14 protein-coding genes are annotated in these 17,876 nt (G+C 45.1%); 12 read left to right on the top strand and 2 right to left on the bottom strand.

Annotated features, from left to right (window positions below; all coding sequences use genetic code 11):
• The first annotated feature begins 19 nt into the window (after positions 1-19).
• The 4 genes from citF to VTAP4600_RS17905 all read left to right on the top strand — a co-directional run bounded on the left by citF (position 20) and on the right by VTAP4600_RS17905 (position 3,784).
• Positions 20-1,489, top strand: coding sequence for a citrate lyase subunit alpha (gene citF, locus VTAP4600_RS17920; protein WP_197708692.1), 1,470 nt, complete (start codon positions 20-22; stop codon positions 1,487-1,489).
• Between the two features lie 3 nt (positions 1,490-1,492).
• Positions 1,493-2,023 carry a citrate lyase holo-[acyl-carrier protein] synthase gene (citX, locus tag VTAP4600_RS17915; protein WP_102524171.1) on the top strand — a complete coding sequence of 177 codons (531 nt, stop codon included), beginning with the start codon at positions 1,493-1,495 and terminating at the stop codon, positions 2,021-2,023.
• Positions 2,001-2,942, top strand: coding sequence for a triphosphoribosyl-dephospho-CoA synthase CitG (gene citG, locus VTAP4600_RS17910; RefSeq protein ID WP_102524170.1), 942 nt, complete (start codon positions 2,001-2,003; stop codon positions 2,940-2,942). The genes citX and citG overlap by 23 nt, the downstream gene beginning before the upstream one ends.
• A 65-nt stretch (positions 2,943-3,007) precedes the next feature.
• Positions 3,008-3,784, top strand: a complete 777-nt coding sequence (locus VTAP4600_RS17905) for a DUF5718 family protein (protein ID WP_102524169.1) — start codon at positions 3,008-3,010, stop codon at positions 3,782-3,784.
• A 96-nt stretch (positions 3,785-3,880) separates the two neighbouring features.
• On the opposite strand, the gene VTAP4600_RS17900 is transcribed toward VTAP4600_RS17905, so the two are convergent.
• Positions 3,881-4,156, bottom strand: a complete 276-nt coding sequence (locus VTAP4600_RS17900; protein ID WP_102524168.1) for a hypothetical protein — start codon at positions 4,154-4,156, stop codon at positions 3,881-3,883.
• Between the two features lie 931 nt (positions 4,157-5,087).
• Here VTAP4600_RS17900 and ltrA point away from each other — a divergent pair.
• Positions 5,088-6,371: a group II intron reverse transcriptase/maturase gene (ltrA, locus tag VTAP4600_RS17895; RefSeq protein ID WP_102521018.1), complete on the top strand. Its 1,284-nt coding sequence runs from the start codon at positions 5,088-5,090 to the stop codon at positions 6,369-6,371.
• 158 nt (positions 6,372-6,529) lie between these two features.
• A complete protein-coding gene (locus tag VTAP4600_RS17890) occupies positions 6,530-9,349 on the top strand; it encodes an HD domain-containing phosphohydrolase (RefSeq protein WP_102524167.1) in 2,820 nt (939 codons plus the stop codon).
• A 141-nt stretch (positions 9,350-9,490) separates the two neighbouring features.
• Here VTAP4600_RS17890 and VTAP4600_RS17885 read toward each other — a convergent pair whose 3' ends face one another.
• Positions 9,491-11,059, bottom strand: a complete 1,569-nt coding sequence (locus VTAP4600_RS17885; RefSeq protein ID WP_102524166.1) for an arylsulfatase — start codon at positions 11,057-11,059, stop codon at positions 9,491-9,493.
• 167 nt (positions 11,060-11,226) lie between these two features.
• Between VTAP4600_RS17885 and VTAP4600_RS17880 the strand changes: the two genes are divergently transcribed.
• From VTAP4600_RS17880 to VTAP4600_RS17855, 6 genes are read left to right on the top strand one after another with little or no spacing between them, the layout of a single operon-like run.
• On the top strand, positions 11,227-12,243 hold the full coding sequence (locus VTAP4600_RS17880; RefSeq protein WP_102524165.1) for an AAA family ATPase: 1,017 nt from the start codon (positions 11,227-11,229) through the stop codon (positions 12,241-12,243).
• Positions 12,244-12,258: 15 nt separating this feature from the next.
• Positions 12,259-13,239 carry a DUF58 domain-containing protein gene (locus tag VTAP4600_RS17875; RefSeq protein ID WP_102524164.1) on the top strand — a complete coding sequence of 327 codons (981 nt, stop codon included), beginning with the start codon at positions 12,259-12,261 and terminating at the stop codon, positions 13,237-13,239.
• Positions 13,236-13,769 carry a DUF4381 domain-containing protein gene (locus tag VTAP4600_RS17870; protein ID WP_102524163.1) on the top strand — a complete coding sequence of 178 codons (534 nt, stop codon included), beginning with the start codon at positions 13,236-13,238 and terminating at the stop codon, positions 13,767-13,769. The genes VTAP4600_RS17875 and VTAP4600_RS17870 overlap by 4 nt, the downstream gene beginning before the upstream one ends.
• Positions 13,759-14,823: a vWA domain-containing protein gene (locus VTAP4600_RS17865; protein ID WP_102524162.1), complete on the top strand. Its 1,065-nt coding sequence runs from the start codon at positions 13,759-13,761 to the stop codon at positions 14,821-14,823. The genes VTAP4600_RS17870 and VTAP4600_RS17865 overlap by 11 nt, the downstream gene beginning before the upstream one ends.
• Entirely contained in the window at positions 14,816-16,567 is a 1,752-nt protein-coding gene (locus VTAP4600_RS17860) for a vWA domain-containing protein (RefSeq protein ID WP_102524161.1), read from the top strand. The genes VTAP4600_RS17865 and VTAP4600_RS17860 overlap by 8 nt, the downstream gene beginning before the upstream one ends.
• Complete coding sequence (locus VTAP4600_RS17855) at positions 16,554-17,810, top strand: BatD family protein (protein ID WP_102524160.1); 1,257 nt, start codon at positions 16,554-16,556, stop codon at positions 17,808-17,810. Before VTAP4600_RS17860 ends, VTAP4600_RS17855 begins: the two co-directional genes overlap by 14 nt.
• Positions 17,811-17,876: the final 66 nt, after the last annotated feature.

The raw sequence follows: 17,876 nt of genomic DNA, 5'->3' as shown, positions 1-17,876 counted from the left end.
CCAATCCTTGTCTTACGACTTGATTCCATTTTCGGAGGCGCATCAGCTTACGCCTCATTTGCTCAATCGCGAGGGGAAGAAAAGCCGCAAGTTGTTTAAAACAATTGAAGATGCCATTCGCAATAGCGGCCTGCAAGATGGCATGACCATTTCGTTCCATCACTCGTTTCGCGGTGGCGATAAAGTTATCAATATGGTGATGGACATCATTGCCGAAATGGGGCTGAAAAACCTAACGTTAGCCTCCAGTTCTCTATCTGAAAACCACGCGCCACTTGTAGAACATATCAAAAGTGGGGTTGTGACTAAGTTATACACTTCTGGATTAAGAGGTGAACTCGCAGAAGAGATTTCTCGTGGGCTATTAGAAGAACCCATTCATATCCATTCACATGGAGGAAGAGTTCACCTGGTTAAGACGGGTGAACTGGATATAGATGTGGCCTTTCTCGGAGTTTCAACGTCTGACGAGTTCGGCAATGCAAATGCGGTAACGGGCAACGCTCGTTGCGGTTCGCTGGGCTACGCACAAATAGATGCGCAATATGCCCATCACGTTATTGTCCTAACAGAACAAGTCGTTCCGTTTCCCAATCAGCCTGCTTCACTGGCTCAAGATCAGGTCGATGGCGTGGTACAAGTTGATCAAGTCGGAGACGCATCCAAAATTGGTGGTGGTGCCACGCGCATGACAAGCAACCCAAGAGAGTTGTTGATCGCTCGAAAAGCGGCGGAAGTCATCGAACATTCTGGTTATTTTCAGCAAGGTTTTTCGCTTCAAACGGGGTCTGGTGGTGCATCGCTGGCAGTCACTCGATTCTTAGAAGAGAAAATGCTGCGCAACAACATAACAGCAAGTTTCGCCCTAGGTGGAATAACATCAACAATGGTCGATTTACATGAGAAAGGACTCATTGAGACGTTACTTGATGTTCAGTCATTTGATTCTAATGCCGCAGATTCATTAGCAAGAAATCCAAATCATATTGAAATCTCAGCCAACCAATACGCGAACCCATCTTCAAAAGGAGCGGCAGTTGATCGTCTAGACGTTGTGATTTTAAGTGCCCTAGAAATAGACACCGAGTTCAATGTAAACGTGATTACAGGCTCTGACGGCGTAATCCGTGGTGCATCTGGAGGACATAGTGATACAGCGGCCTCTGCCAACCTGACGGTAATCGTTGCTCCACTTGTTAGAGGTCGCATTCCAACCGTTGTTGAATCTGTTCTCAATAAGGTGACGGTAGGCAGTCAAATTGACGTATTAGTTACTGATCATGGTGTTGCAGTTAATCCTGAACGAGAAGGTATCGCGCAACAGTTGGCTTTGGCAGGTATCCCGATTTTGACAATCGAAGCACTGCAGCAGCGTGCTCAACTGCTAACGGGCAGACCGGAACCTATCGAGTACCACGATAAAGTAGTTGGGTATGTTCGTTATCGTGACGGATCTGTGCTCGACACCATCAAGCAAGTTAAGGAGTAGGTTTTGCACAGCGGGCCGAAAGTCAGTTTACAGCAGTTACTTGATTGCAAAGAACAACGTGCTTTTCGGCAACGAGAGTGGATCTCGATTCACTCTCTACCGCTGATTAGCTTATCCATTAATATGGTGGGTAATATAAAGAGAAATGAGTTATCTAGCCGGGCATTTCATGCTGGATACAAAGCGATTATTGACGATTGTCTATCAGTAGACTTGCCCATCGTTGCTGTAGAAAAAACCGTTTCAGCGACCGGATACGAAGCACTGCTTGCGGTCAATTCATCGTCATATTCGGACTTGAAATACGCAATGGTAAACATAGAAGATACCCATCCCCTCGGGCGCCTGCTTGATATTGATGTCATTGATCTTAATGGCAAGCCCATTTCACGAGACACCCTCAACTTACCTCGCCGTCGCTGCTTCGTGTGCCAACAAGAAGCTAAAATATGTGCTCGTAACCGGAGCCATTCTTTGCATGAGTTGTTGAACAAAATGACCGAGATTATTCATGAAAGCTACCCGAACGTTTAATTTGCTAATGGACGATTGCACATTGTTCAAGCCGTCCACACGTGGCGCGCGAAACCTCAATATTTGTGAGCTGGCAGGAAACCTTGCTTATCACGCCATGATGTTAGAAGTACACCTTACTCCGAAACCGGGCTTGGTAGATTGTCACTCTACCGGCTCACACAATGATATGGACTTAAATACGTTCATCGCCAGCAGTAACGCGTTGCACCCGTTCATGAAACAGTTTGTAAACACAGGGGCCAGAATGAGCTACTTGCCTGCTAAAGCGATCTTGCCAAGTTTGAGAAAGGTTGGAATACAAGCAGAAAAAGCCATGTTTGAGGCAACCAATGGCGTGAATACCCACAAAGGCATGATCTTCACTCTTGGGTTAATTTGTGGTGCCACTGGGTGGCTACATTCAAGAAGGATAGGCTTTGATTCACTGCGGGTTCGCTCAGTGATTAGAGCATGTTGCGAGACCTTGGTAAGAGATGACCTTTCGCGAACACATAAGCGGCCTGTTACTGCGGGAGAGAGGATATATCAGCAGCATGGCTTAACAGGTATTAGGGGGGAAGCGGCGAGTGGATACCCAACTATCTATGACTATGCATTGCCTGTCTACAAGAGGGCGATTAAAGCGGGAGACTCTGAAGAGCAAGCCATGAGTAAAACGCTGTTGGTTCTGATGGCCCAAAATAGTGACAGTAATCTAGTGAATCGCGGTGGTATCGCTGGGCTAAAGCTAGTCAAAAACTATGCACACGACTTATTAGAGCAGGACATTTCAACCATTCAAGAACGTGAGGCTCTAATGTGGAAGTTTGATGCTTTATTAGTTGAAAAAAACTTAAGTCCAGGAGGGAGTGCTGATTTACTTGCGGCAACATGGTTACTTGCTCAACTGGATACATGCAGCTGTGCAACCTTCTGACGTGAGTAAGCAATTCGATATCCATCGGTACAATATAATTAGAAATATCAATTAGGAGAAAGTACATGCTATGCATTGGCATTATTGGTAACTTTTCAGGTCACTTAAGTGGCGCTGAAAATGTAGAAGAAGACACCCTGCCAAATGGCATTTTTGTCATTCATTGTGACCACAACGAAACCTTATCGAGTGGTAATCTGGCTCATTATCCAGTAAAGGGGACGCGAGTGGACATAGAGCCTGAGTTTGTATTGCGTTGTAAGGTGAATTACGACGACAGTGGCCAAGTGAGCGCGTTGATGGCAACGCAAATTACCATAGGTAATGATTTCACTATTCGTGAGCTCGAAGGTTCGAAAAAAATATCAGAACGTAAAGCATGGGGTGAAAAATCCAAAGGTATTAACCAAACATGGTGGGACGTTTTGAGGCTCAGCCCCGCGAATTATGGTAATAACCTAAAATTGGTTTCATACCTAGAAAGAAATGAAACACTTCACTTAGCTACTCCCGTTGTAGACTGCACTGAACTTAAAGTTTTCTATTGTCATCTGATGGCATGGATGACAGACCGAATCAATCATCAACAAGATGACGGTATGTACGAAGCTATTTTACCTACGCTTAAAACGCAAAACTACCCTGAAGAGCTTGTGCTTTATACCGGAGCACCAAATTACACCTCATGGGGAGAGGATAACTTTGTTCAGAAAGGAGACAAGGTGCATATAGCTGCGTTTAACTCAGATTTTGTATCTGAACAAACAGTAAGAGAAATGTTCGAACGTAATAAGTCGGTTAACAATGATGAACTGCTTTCATTTTCGCAATTAGTTGTATAGTGATTTTTTATTTTTGATTAAGGAAATCAAATAAAAAAGAGCAATGATTCATATGGATAAATCATTGCTCAAATCCCAACAAAATCCCTACAAGGACTATAAACTAAGCTCTGCTGGAATAATCTCGATGTTCTGATCCAATTCTATTTGATCACGAAAGCTGTTGCTGTGTTCTTTACAGAGGGGGATAACAAACAGAAATTCTTCTGCTACTGAATTTTGCTTAACCAAGGCACCATGGTGGTATTCATTGGTGCAATTCACTTCAGCACAAAAGTGATAGTGTTTCTTATCAAAGTGCTTCCAGTAACTCAGCCAATGTTGTTTAGACTTTTCGGTTAGATTTTCATTAAACGCATTCGAAACGATCATACTTTTACCTGCTATCTGGTCTCTTTCAAGTTGATGTATCTATAATAAGCGCATTTTTTAGATGGATTTATGCGCACTAACGCAACTTGACGGGTATTTAATGGATGTAAATGGTTTCAATGTTTTTAACCGTTATTCGTGAAAAATTGTGTTTAATTTGTCGCCGTCACAGTGAGCTGTTGGCGGCTTTTTTGTTTGCCCAGCGAAGCTGGCAAACCCATTAGGCTGAAAGAAGCCTAAATCACCCTGATTGAGGGGAAGATAATCCGAATCGCAAGGGCGTTGCTGGCCAACGGCAGGGTTTGAAGGAAGCGATAGGAAGTTAACAGTACACAACGAAAGTGAACCTGATTCGGCAATTTAGGTGGGTAAGCGTGCAAAATAGCGTGAAGCCCGATACTCAATCAGACCTAGATTGTGCTTGAGGGTGGCATTGTTAACAGGGAGCCAGTGCAGTAACTGGGGAAGCCTGACACCACATCCGAGCAAACGTCGGAAGCATAAACTCAAGGCGAGAGCCAAGATCTATGTTGGTGCGAGGTGGCAGATGAATCCGTAGTAGTGAGTAAAGCTCGGCCGGTGAAGCCCAGTAATGGTGTGGAGGATAAAACTGAGCTGACCATCAGTAACACGTCTGATGGGACAACATTTTGCCAAAAGCAATCTGGTGTTGCGAAGGGATGAAGTACATTTTAAGTCTGTGATGAGCAGATGTTTTTTTTTCAGTGGTATACAAGTTGATTAGCTATCGAGGTATTCCGTCTCGGTCTTTGTGAAAGCAAAGCACTGAAGCGAGAAACCGTACAAGGGAGTAACTCTGACTCACTCTAGTAAATTGCCATTGAGCTAGAAGGCTAGAGAGTGGAGTGAAATACACCAACACTGTGAGAGAGCATTTGTCCCCACACGGCACACAATCTAAAGGAAAAAGTTGAGAGTTTACTACAGTTTATATGGTCACTTGCTCCACAAAGAGCGACTCTATAAAGGATTTAAAAAAGTGTGGAAAGCGAAAGGCGCGGCCGGAATAGATAGGCAGAGCCTAAGCGACTACGCCCAAAATCTGAGTGATAACCTAGATCAACTTCTTCTGGAACTCAAAACCAAGCGATACACCCCTCAACCCGTCAGACGGGTAGAAATACCGAAAGATGATGGTGGGGTGCGATTACTTGGGATCCCAACAGTACGGGATAGAGTTGTCCAACAAGCTCTAAATGATCTATTAACCCCAATCTTCGAAGAGCAGTTTCACCCATCCAGCTTTGGGTATAGACCGAATCGAAGTTGTCACGATGCTATAAACAAAGCGACGATGTTCATCCGTCGATACGGAATGCAACACGTCGTAGATATGGACTTATCGAAGTGCTTCGATAAGCTCGATCATGAGCTTATTCTAAAAAGCATTAAGAAACGAGTCACAGACAGTAGCGTACTGGAGCTCATCAAACAGTTCCTGAAAAGTGGCGTAATGGTTGATGGAGAGTGGCAGCATACCGAGATAGGTAGTCCGCAAGGTGGAGTAATAAGCCCACTGATAGCGAACATCTATCTGGATGCGTTTGATCAAGAGATGCGAAAGCGAGGACATCGAATAGTCCGTTATGCCGACGACATACTGATCTTCTGTCGCAGCCGTAAAGGTGCAGAAAATGCGCAAGTACAGGCAACGAAGGTCCTGGAAAAACAGCTCAAGTTAACGGTGAACGAAACCAAATCACACATAGCGCACAGCGGCGAAGGTGTGAAATTCCTTGGAATAGAAATCGGTAGCCATTATAGCCGTATTCAGCCAAAGAAAATGTCGACGTTCAAAGGAAAGTTGAAGCGAGTGACAAGACGCAATGGCGGTAAGCCATTGTTAGAAGTCATTAAACAACTGAATCCACTTCTGAGAGGGTTCAGCCAGTACTTTCGAATAGCGAATGCCAACAGGGAGTTTAAGAAACTGGCCGCGTGGTTAAGGCGAAGACTTCGCAGCGTCCAATTACGATTATGGAAAAAACCGACCCGACTCCACCGCAGGCTAAGACAGCTAGGTTACGAAGGGTCATTCAGGTATATCTGTATGGATAGTTGGAGAAATGCTGCGAGTCCATTAGCCAGTTACTCGATGCCAAATCAATGGTTTAACGACCTTGGATTAGTGAATCTTGAACACGTTAGGACAGGATATGTGTTCAGCCATTATGCTGAATGGAAATGTGCATGAGCCGTATACGAGGTCCGTACGTACGGTTCTGTGAGAGGGATGAGGCGGAGACGCCTCACCCTACTCGATGTGGCTGATAATCTGCAATTAGCAACCGCCACTGGCTTTTTTTCTATTGTCTACGATACTGATTAACAAGCCAAAAAAGGAATTTTTTCATGACAAGGCATCGTCGCCATTCATTACGGTTTTATATTACTCTGTTATTTATCTTCGCCGCTGTCTCTATTGGCTCTGTTTTGATTTCGGTGAGCTATTTGCATTCTCAGAAGTTATTGGCGGTGACAGCCCTAGAATTGAGTGGAGATAAAGGTGAGAAATTGGAGTCGGCCTTTAAGCTTGAAGTAGCGCCAGTGTTGAACACCTTAGATATGCTTGCCTCAAGCGCTTTAGTGGAATACGAAGGCGCGCCAGTTACACAAGGGCATTGGCTTAATTCGTTGTATCGATTTTTTGAAAAAACACCGTCGGTCACATCGCTTTTTTATGCATCAGATGATGGCCACTTTACTCTATTCCGACCCATCCCAAGTCACACAGAGCGTGAGAGACTCAGTGCCCCTGAAGAGTCGAAGTTTATGCTCAGCCATACCGACCCTAAAGGCCAAATGACCCGATTATTCTATGATTCTCAATTGAAAGTGTTAGGGCAGATAACCAAAGAAGCCAGCACATTTGTACCCGAGGAGCGGTCTTGGTTTAGTAGCGCCAAGCGCGATGGGATTATTCGTCTGACTGAGCCGTATGAGTTTTATATGTTAGAAAAGCATGGCGTTACCTTGTCTCGACGATCACTTAATGGAAAAGCGGTGTTGGGAATTGATTTCACGCTGGGTTCTTTGTCGACGGAAATTGCCGAAAATTTGGGGAGTGAGCATTCTGTACTGGCATTGTTTGATCAGAAGTTTAAGTTGATCGCCCACAAAAACTTGCTTGAAAATGAATTTGAATCTGGCGCTTTGAATGTCCCAAGCCAATCGGTGCTAGGTGATATGACATTTGAAGTGAAAGAAGTGGGGCTTGATTTTGTCTCATTTGAAGGTGAAACCTGGGCCAGAGCCATCATTCCTGTTGAACTTAGCCCTAAAGTAACCTTGTTTTTGGTTGAGGCTATACCCCAGAACATGCTTATTCAGGACATTTTGTCGCTGAGAAATAAACAGGTATTTGCTGCCATCATTATGTTGTCTGTCGGTTGTGTTTTTGTCTTTTTGATCTCTAAGCGAATCTCTAAGCCACTCGAAAACCTCGCCAAGTTGACCCAGAATATTACGCACTTTAAGTTCAAGAAAAAGGATTACCCAGACAGTCAGATCAAAGAAGTGGATGAACTGACATCCTCTGTTAAGTTAATGGAGCATGCTCTGGATGATTTTCTCCATCTGTTAAAGGAAACCTCTCAAAATCACGATTTTTCCGTATTAGCAAATAAGTTGATCGCGCATTGTTACACTATTTCGCATGCTCATTCAGTCAATGTATTCATTAAGGATCAGGGTGACAATGCGTTCTGTCAAATCGGAGATGAAGGGCGAATACCGTTCGACATTATGGCCTTCTTCCATAGTAATGACGCCGATTATCAAACACTGAAATCTGGTGACATTGTCAAAATAGACGATGGAGAAGCAATGCGTTGGAGCTTGTTCCCTATTTTGAATAAGGCTCAGCAGCTGGTGGTTGTACTTGCTCTAAATGAACAAAAAATTGGTAATGAAAGTGACTACCACCATAGCTTTTTGAAGCAAGTGCTGAATTTCGCAGGTATTGCCAAGGAAAATATCGACCAGATCCAGCAGCAAAAAGACATGCTTAACGCTTTCATTGAACTGACGGCTTCAGCTATAGATACCAAGTCGCCTTATACTGGTGGGCACTGCCAGAGAGTCCCTATGTTAACTGAAATGCTGGTAAAAGCCGTTGTAGATGATGAGGAGTTTTATCCAGATTTTGAAATGACGGAGCTGGAATGGGAAGAGTTGATGTTAGCCGCTTGGCTTCACGATTGCGGAAAAGTGACGACGCCAGAATACGTGGTAGATAAAGCCACTAAGCTTGAAACGATTTATGACCGAATCCATGAAGTCAGAATGAGATTTGAATTGCTTAAGTCTGAAGCAGAAGTTGAGTACTGGAAGAACCTCCATCACGGGATGAGTGAGCAACAAGCGGAACAGATTAAGCGACAAAAACAACAAGAATTAGATAGCGACTTTGAATTTATTGCCCACTGTAATTTAGGCAGCGAGTGGATGAGTGAAGAGGCGCTTAAACGCTTGAGTACCATCTCAGAGAGAAAATGGACCCGTACGATCGATGACCGATTGGGGCTGTCTTGGGCAGAGGTCGATCGTATGGCTGATCCTGAACCATTGCCTGTGGAAGAATGTATCTTAGCGGACAAGCAAGCTCATCATATTGCTTGGGACCAAAGACCAGAATTGTCAGAAGCATACACTATGCGAGCAGGTAAATATAAGTATGACCGTGGCGAGCTTTATAATTTGTCGACTCGCGCTGGTACGCTAACAGAAGAAGAGCGATACATAATTAATGACCATATTGTACAAACCATTGAAATGTTGAATAAACTTCCTTATCCGCCGCATTTGTCGGGGGTTCCTATCATTGCTGGTGGTCATCATGAAAGGGTGGATGGGCAAGGCTATCCAATGGGTATTAAAGGTGATGAGTTTGGTCTTTCGCCAAGAGTGATGGCAATAGCAGACATTTTTGAGGCTCTAACATCCAGTGATAGGCCGTACAAAAAGGCCAAAACATTGGAAGAGTCGATTGGTATTTTGACTCATATGGCGACCAGCGGTCATATTGACCCGCAGCTATTTTTGATATTCCTGACCCAAGATGTGTACTTGGATTATGCGAACAAATTTTTACCAAATCATCAAATCGAATCATTCGATAAGTCCACGTACATGGCGAAGGTACGTCAGTATATAGAGTCTACAGGTGCCTAAATGACACGCCTTGTTGGTGTAGGATCTCTCGCTGTTTGATGTTTACGTTCACTATGGGTTGGAAAACGAAAGGCCATTCTCTAATGAGAACGGCCTTGTTTCGTTGCTAGAAAGCGAAACTAATCAGTGTTATCGGCGTGACTATTGTTTCATCATCTGTTGGCTAGCTTGTTCTAATTGCTGAAGTCTACCTTGCAGCATCATAGAATTTTGATTGAAGTTACCCGGGTTAAGCACTTGGCTTGCCTGCATCGGGTAGTCTTTTAGTGTGCTCAGGAAGTCTTGTACTTCGTTGCCTACCGGTACAAATAACCACATGTTGTCGGCCATCCAGCGTAGATACATGCCAGATTCGTGTGGTGCTTTTTCAAACGGGTCGGCACGTAAATGGACGATTTGAGGCCAGTTTGGCTGGAAGCGTACCGCATCAGTGATATTGCCTTCTAACACAGCAAACGAAATTTTGAAGTCTCCGCTACGTACGGCGTTGAGTTCGCCGTTGGCAGAGAAGTACAGCATGCTATCACGGGGCCCATGATCTTCTTTACCTTCGAAGTAAGGCATGAAGTTGTAGCCATCTAAGTGCACGCGCCAGTCTTTACCGTTGTAACGAGCCCCTTTATCAGACGCCAGCTTTTCAACCACTTTGTCATCACCAGCGGCCGCCATTAAAGTTGGGATCCAATCTTGATGAGCCATAATGTCGTTGATTTTAGTTCCCGGCTTGATGACTCCAGGCCAGCGAACTAGCTGAGGAACACGCATGCCGCCTTCGTATGTTGTGCCTTTTTCACCGTGGAAGTACGTCGCTCCACCATCAGGCCATGAGACGGTTTCAGCACCGTTATCTGTTGAGTAAATCACAATGGTATTGTCTGCGATTTTTAACTCATCAAGTTTGTCTAACAGAATACCAACGTGGTCATCATGCTCTAACATACCGTCAGCGTAAATGCTGATGCCTGATGCGCCTTGGTATTTCTCTTGCAGGCGAGTCCAAACGTGCATGCGAGTCGTGTTGTGCCAGATGAAGAAAGGCTTATCCGCTTTCACCGCTTTCTCCATGAAGGCCAATGACTCTTCTAAGAACTCTTCGTCGGCGTGTTCCATGCGCTTACGGGTCATTGGACCGGTATCTTCAATTTTTCCGTCTGCGGTTGCTTTAATTACACCACGAGGGCCGTATTTCTTACGAAACTCTGCGTCTTTAGGGTAGTAATACGTTTCTGGTTCTTCTTCGGCATTCAGGTGGTAAAGGTTGCCAAAGAACTGGTCAAAACCGTGGTTGGTTGGTAAGTGTTTGTCTTGGTCACCCATGTGGTTTTTACCAAATTGCGCTGTCATGTAACCTTGTTCTTTTAATAAGTCAGCAACAGTTGGAGCCCAATCTGGAATACCGTGGTCAGAGCCCGGCATACCAATAGTCAGTAGGCCGGTACGGAAAGGTTCTTGGCCCGTAAGAAAGGCTGCTCGCCCTGCGGTACAAGATTGTTGACCGTAGTGGTCGGTAAATAGCGCACCTTCATTAGCAATACGGTCAATATTTGGGGTTTCGTAGCCCATCATGCCATTGTTGTAAGCACTGATGTTAAACACACCAATGTCATCACCCCAGATAGCCAAAATGTTGGGTTGTTCTGCTGCCGCGACTGCGCCAGAAGCAGCTAAAAGGCCAACGCCTACGGCCAGTTTATTGATTTGGGTAGTCATAAGGACTCCAATTGTTTATTGAGATTGGAAAATCAAAGTGTTTGTACACCTTGTTGCCATCTAAGCTAATCCGTTCCCGGTTTGGTGTCGCTTTATAGTCACTATAACCATTAGTTATATCTGGTTGAGATAAGATCAGAACGCTAACTGATTGACCGGAGTAAAAAATGAATCAGACCCAACAGAGTGTCAACCAACTCATCCAGCGTGTAGAACAAGCGGTAATTGGACAGCGCCATGTAGTAGAAGCGCTTGTTTTAGGGCTATTGACCAAGGGGCATGTGCTCTTAGAAGGCTTACCAGGGACGGCTAAAACCCGTTCTGTGAAGAGCTTGGCTGCTGAGCTAGAGACTGGATTTGGTCGAGTTCAGTTTACTCCAGACCTTTTGCCTTCTGATGTAACGGGTACAGAGGTCTATCAAGATGTTGATGGCAAGCCGTCATTGCGCTTTCAAGCGGGGCCAATCTTTAACAACATAGTACTTGCAGATGAAATAAACCGAGCTCCAGCGAAAGTGCAATCTGCGTTGTTAGAAGCCATGGCGGAAAACACCGTCACTATTGGCACACAGAGCCATGCGCTGCCCGACCTATTTATGGTATTGGCAACCCAAAATCCGATAGAACAAGAGGGAACCTATAGCCTACCAGAAGCACAGCTTGATCGTTTTATGCTGAAAGTGAGCGTCGGTTATCCTGACGACGAGAGTGAATTAGGCATCATTCAACTGCTTCGTTCTGAAGAGTATTCGGCGCTGAATGTTGAACATCACCAGAATAATGGCCATCAAGGTAGTGGTAACGGAAGAGCAAAGCAGGCGATTGACCCACAAGTTATTGCAGATGCGAGAAAGCAACTCGTGAAAATGGAAGTGTCGCCGTTGGTTGAAAAATACATCGTTGCGCTGGTGATGGCGACACGTAAACCAGAACGTTATCCAGATAGCCTGTTAGCGGATTGGATTTTAGTCGGAGCGAGCCCAAGAGCGTCCATCGCACTAGACAAGTGCAGCCGAGCATATGCGTGGTTACAAGGGCGTGATTATGTCATGCCGGATGATGTGCGCAGTGTCGCCCCAATGGTGTTGGGGCACCGATTTTCGTTGTCTTACGATGCGCTTGCCGATGGTATCAGCCGTAGCGATATCATCCATACACTGCTTGATCATGTAGAAATAGGCTAGTGAGGGGGTTCAACAATGGGAGGCTTCTTCACTAAGCAACGTAGCGCACAGCCTGTAAATTCGCTCTTAGACAGCAGAATCTATTGTAGCTATAAGCAGCTGGTTTCGATTCAATCGCAAGCTCAGGGCTTTAATTTACTGCCTCATGCGAGTGCTCACGCAAACATGACAGGGCGACATCGCTCTTTATTTCGAGGGCGAGGTTTGAATTTCGAAGAGCTTAAGCACTATCAAGCCGGTGACGACATTCGAAATATAGACTGGAAAACCACTATCAGGCTTGGCAAGCCATATGTACGTAGTTACACCGAAGAAAAAGACCGTGAGGTTTTAATATTGGTCGATCAGCGTTCTGGCATGTTCTTCTCATCCCAGTCGATTATGAAATCCGTTATTGCCGCCGAGATAGCGGCATTGTGTGCGTGGCAAGCAATAAAGCAAGGTGACAGAATTGGATTTGTTATTGCAGAACCTCACCGCGTCTATATGGGAGCACCTTGTCGATCCCAACCTAATTTATTGGCCAAATTTCGTGACATCTCAGCGGCGAATCAGCGACTTAATCGTTGTTCTTCTGATCAGATCCTGAGCGACTTTAGCCACATTGTACAGATGTTAAAACGGCTGAACCCGAAAACAAGCACGCTTATTTTGATCAGTGATTGGCATGATGCCACTGAGAAAGATTTGGACGCGTTGAAGTATTTGCAACAGAGAAATGATGTATTGAGCGTACTGATTAGTGACCCTTTTGAACAACAATTACCGGAACATCTATACAACAATTCGTGGGTGATTGGTGATGGTGAACAACAAATGCACATTGGTGGCAAAAAGCTGGTGACGGCACTGAATCACGTTTTGTTTAACGAAGGTCAGAACAAGCGCACCCAATTACAAAAACTGATGGCGATGAAACAATTGCCTCTGATCGAATTGGATACAGCCGGTGCGCATTTACGTCAATTTAAACAGCAGGTAGGAGGGCGTACATGATCGATCACCGACCTCCAAGCACCTACCTTTTACGAGAATTAAACGACGTCGAAGTCGCGCTCGATGTCAGCTTTATACCGCAGACCCTAGGCTGGAAAATATTGGCTTGTACAGCACTCGTTGTGTTGGGTTGGTTCGCGTTCAAATTGGCAAAAAGACAATGGCAGAATCGGTATCGTATTGAAGCGACCCAAGCCCTATTGTCTATGCACTTAAAGACGGATGACGCGGCTTATCGCACCTTCAGCGTGTTAAAGCGAGTCTTGTGTTATTTAAACCGAGAACACGCACCCTTGCATGGAACCGCCTTTTTAAGGCAGCTCGATCACATGATGCTACCAGAGGGCGATAGACGGGACGATCTTAAATCAACAAGTTTTCGGTTCAACAGCGATCTCGGTCAGCGCTGGGTGACTTCTCTCATTAATCCGAATGAGAAGCTTGAGCAGCATGAACTGGAACAGATCATTACCCAAGGTGTTCATTGGATAAAAGTACACCAAGTAAGAGGTAAGTTAAATGATGTCTGAATTGGAATGGGTTCACCCAATGTGGTTTTGGCTTCTGCCAGCGCCGATCTTGGTCTATTGGTTATTTCCCACTTATAAGACTCGTCATGTCGCAGCGAAAGTCCCGTTTTTTAGCATAATAATGGGAGCATTAGCCAACGAAAACAAACGTAACGATCAATTAAAACCTAAGTGGTGGCAAAGGATAATACTCGTCGCTTCATGGGTTCTTATCGTTGCTGCAATGGCGAAACCTAGCGTACTAGGTGAAGTGCAAACTCGCGACCTGATGGGGCGAGATGTGATGGTTATTTTAGATTTGTCCGACTCCATGGCGGAACAAGACTTTGAGACCGAAGACGGGAGAAAAATCAGTAGGCTGCAAGCGGCTAAAGAGGTGTTGAGCGAGTTTGCGTTAAGCCGTGACGGGGACCGGCTCGGGTTAATCTTGTTTGGAGATGCCGCTTTTGTGCAAACGCCTTTTACTGCAGATCATCAAGCTTGGTTGACGTTACTTGATGAGACAGACGTTGCTATGGCGGGGCAAAGTACATTTTTAGGAGATGCGATGGGGCTGGCGATCAAAGTCTTTCAGCAACAAGAGGGTGCGCAGCAACAGCTAAAAACACTTGAAGATCCCATGCACGCGGTTAACGAAAAAGTAGTCATTGTATTAACTGACGGTAACGATACTGGCAGCTTTGTGGCTCCGATTGATGCAGCAAAAGTCGCCTCAGCATTCGATGTGCGTATTCATGTGGTGGCGATGGGGGACCCGCAAACCGTTGGAGAATCCGCAATTGACATGGAGACAATAGAAAGGATTGCATCTCAATCGGGTGGGCAGGCGTTTCAAGCGCTAGACAACAAAGCCTTATTGAACGCCTATCAAGTCATCAACACTTTGGAACCAAAGCTATATCAAAGCACATCGTATCAACCACGTAAAGAAGTTCATCATTACTTAATGCTAACGGTGGTTATGCTCTATTTATTAGCGTTCAGTGTGTCACTTTTGTCACAACATTGGTTGGCAGAACAAACGAATACCAGTGAGGATAATGCAGATGTTTGATTTCACGACGTGGGAATTGATTGTTAAGCAATTTCACTTTTTAAGGCCGCAATGGTTTGGTTTGTTGATCCCTCTAGCGGTATTGGTCAGGCTGCGATGGAAAAAAGACACAGAGAAAGTCGGACACGATTTACTTCCTGAGCACTTACGAACAGCTTTGGTGCTGACTGAGCAAGGCTGGCAATCCCAATTGCCTTTGAAAGTACTAACAGTCAGTTTTTTCTTGGGAATAACGGTGTGCGCTGGGCCAACGTGGCAGCACATTCCTTCGCCATTTGGAGAAGATAAGGCAGAGTTGATGATCGTATTAGATACCAGTAAATCTATGCTAGAAACCGACGTTGCCCCTAACCGATTAGCGCGTGCTAAACACAAGATCCAATCCCTTGTTGATTTACGAAAAGGTGGAAAAACAGGGTTGATCGTTTATGCGGGAAGTGCGCATACCGCGATGCCATTAACGACAGACAAAGCCGTGTTCTTACCGTACTTGGCTGCGATTACTCCAGAAGTGATGCCTCAGCCGGGCAAGCAAGCCAACAGCGTTTTACCCCAGCTTAGCCTCGCCTTCAGTACAGATAAATCGCAACATGGGAACACCGTTTTGTTAGTGACCGACGCAGTTGCTCCGGAAGATATTCAGGATTACCAAGAGTATTTTAGTCAAACGGATACTCAGCTTTTGATCTTGGCGGCCGGCAACCGAGAGCGTGTATCAAATTCGCCATTAGACATGAGATCCTTGCATTCCTTAGCCTCAAAAACCGGCGGAAATTTAATCGAAATGAGTATCGATGGTCGTGATGTAGAACGCATTACTCAACTGGTCGACACTCATATGCAATTGAATGGAGAATCTGACATGCCTTGGCAGGATATGGGCTATTACTTACTGTTTCCTGTCGCTTTTATCTTACTATTTTGGTTTAGAAAAGGGTGGTTAGTACAATGGGCGGTGGTTGGGTTAGCGCTCGGGAATCTGACGTTTAGCCCCCCGGTTTTAGCGCAAGAAAGCAATCTTGGAGGCGTGCAATTTCAACATTCCGATTTGCGAGTAGAAAACCAAAAAATCCAGACAGACGCTTTGACTACTGAAAAAGTCGGGCGGTTCTCAGTAATAACGAGCTGGTGGATGGATCTATGGTTAACACCGGATCAACAAGGACAAAGACTGTTCAACAACAAAGCCTATTTGGCTGCCGCTCAACATTATCAAGACCCGATGCGAAAGGGCATCGCATATTACTACGCGGCAGAATATGAATTGGCATATATGACGTTTATGCAAAGTGAAGACAAAGAACTGGCAATTTACAACGCAGCGAGCGCAATGGCTCGCCAGCGAGAATACTTAGCCGCTCAGGATTTGCTTATTTATTTACTAGAGGAGCTCAAGCCAACCCCCTCCTTAAGCACCAAAGCGCACCAAAACTTAGCCGTAATTGACCATATAGTTGAGCAGATAGAACGAACCAGCGAGAGCCAAGCCAATACGACGGAAGGATTAGAAGAGTCGATGGAACTGGGTGACAACCCTCAGACCTCTAAAGGCTATGAAGAGAAAGTGGTGTCAAGTGTACTGCTTAGAGAAAAGCTAAATGCCGAGGAAATCCTAGGAAGCAAAGCGCTTGCTGACAAATGGCTAAAACGAGTCGAGGCCGATCCCACGCATTTTTTAATGGCCAAGTTTCAAATTCAATTGCAAAACCGAGCAGGTGAGGAGCGAGATCATGGCATCAATTAGCCAACGCAACCGCGTTCTATTAGTGATACAGACGATATGCTTGGTTTTGGTCTTTACGTTTTCAGCTGCAATAAATGCCAAACAACTCAGTTCGGTGAAAGAGCAAGTGTCTATATCTGCTTGGCTTGCCAATGAGGAAGAACCGGATCTTGCCGCCAAATTTTACGTTAACGAACAGGTCAAATTGTATATTGAAGTGAGCACGCCGACTTGGTTTTCGGCAGGAACACGCATTAGCTATATTGATGTTCCTAATGCGATAGTTAAACAAAGCAATCAATTAGCCACCAACTATACGACTCGAGAAAAGGGGCAGACATGGTCAAAGCAGCGTTGGGAGATCACCCTGTTCGCGCAGCAAGTTGGGCGGTATGAAATTCCCCCTACGACAGTATCTGTGACGGTCGCAGATGAAAATCGTCAGAAATTGGCGTTAGAGTTTGTCACTCCCCGAATCATGTTTGAAGCTGTTACGCCAACAGAATTGGCTGACCCATCAAAACCTTGGTTTAGTGCGACCAAAGCGCGAATACATCAAACGTGGCAAAAAAGTGATGACGTATTAAAGGTTGGTGATTCAATCACCCGAACCGTAATGATTGATGCAACGGATACGTTGTCCATTTTTTTACCTTCGACTATCTCCACCGATAGCACAGAGTATTACCAAAATTTCGCCGCGCCTAATCAATTGAGCGATCAACAATCACGCGGGAGCTATCATGCTAAGCGGGTTGAACAGCGAACCTATGTGGTTCAAAAGGGAGGCGAGTTGGTTTTTCCTGAGCAGCAATTTGTGTGGTGGAATAGCAAAACGAAAACCCAACAAGTACTGACGTTGCCAGAGCATCGCTTTCAAATAAAGCACACATTCGTTTCATTCGTTCAGCAATACCAAAAAGCGATTGTTGTGGCATTGTCTGCGTTAGGCGGCGCTATCATTTTAATTGGCTGGATGATTCGTTATTACCGACATCGCCCATTACCCGAATTGGCTTGTTTGCTTAATCTACTTCGATTGCAACATTGGCCACAAGTGAGAGCTGTGGTTTATCAGAGGTTGAGAAACAAAACAGGCTTGCTCGCGCTCAGTGGTTATCAAGCTCATGATCAATGGCAGAGACATAGCCAACAGTTACAAACTGAGGTAACCAGCAGATACGTGGTGACTTGGATTTGGTTTCAGATGAAAAACAGGGCGAACAAAAGCCGCAAGTTTGTCTTTAAATGTTTGAACTTATAAAGAAGGGTAAAAGCAAGTGAGGCTGAACACGTTACGTAAATTCACCTCGAAAACAGTGATTTAGTC

The organism is Vibrio tapetis subsp. tapetis (genome assembly GCF_900233005.1).
In the GTDB taxonomy this organism is placed as follows: Bacteria; Pseudomonadota; Gammaproteobacteria; order Enterobacterales; family Vibrionaceae; genus Vibrio; species Vibrio tapetis.
Note: the sequence above shows the minus strand (reverse complement) of the source record. Positions and strands in the feature narration are given on the sequence as shown.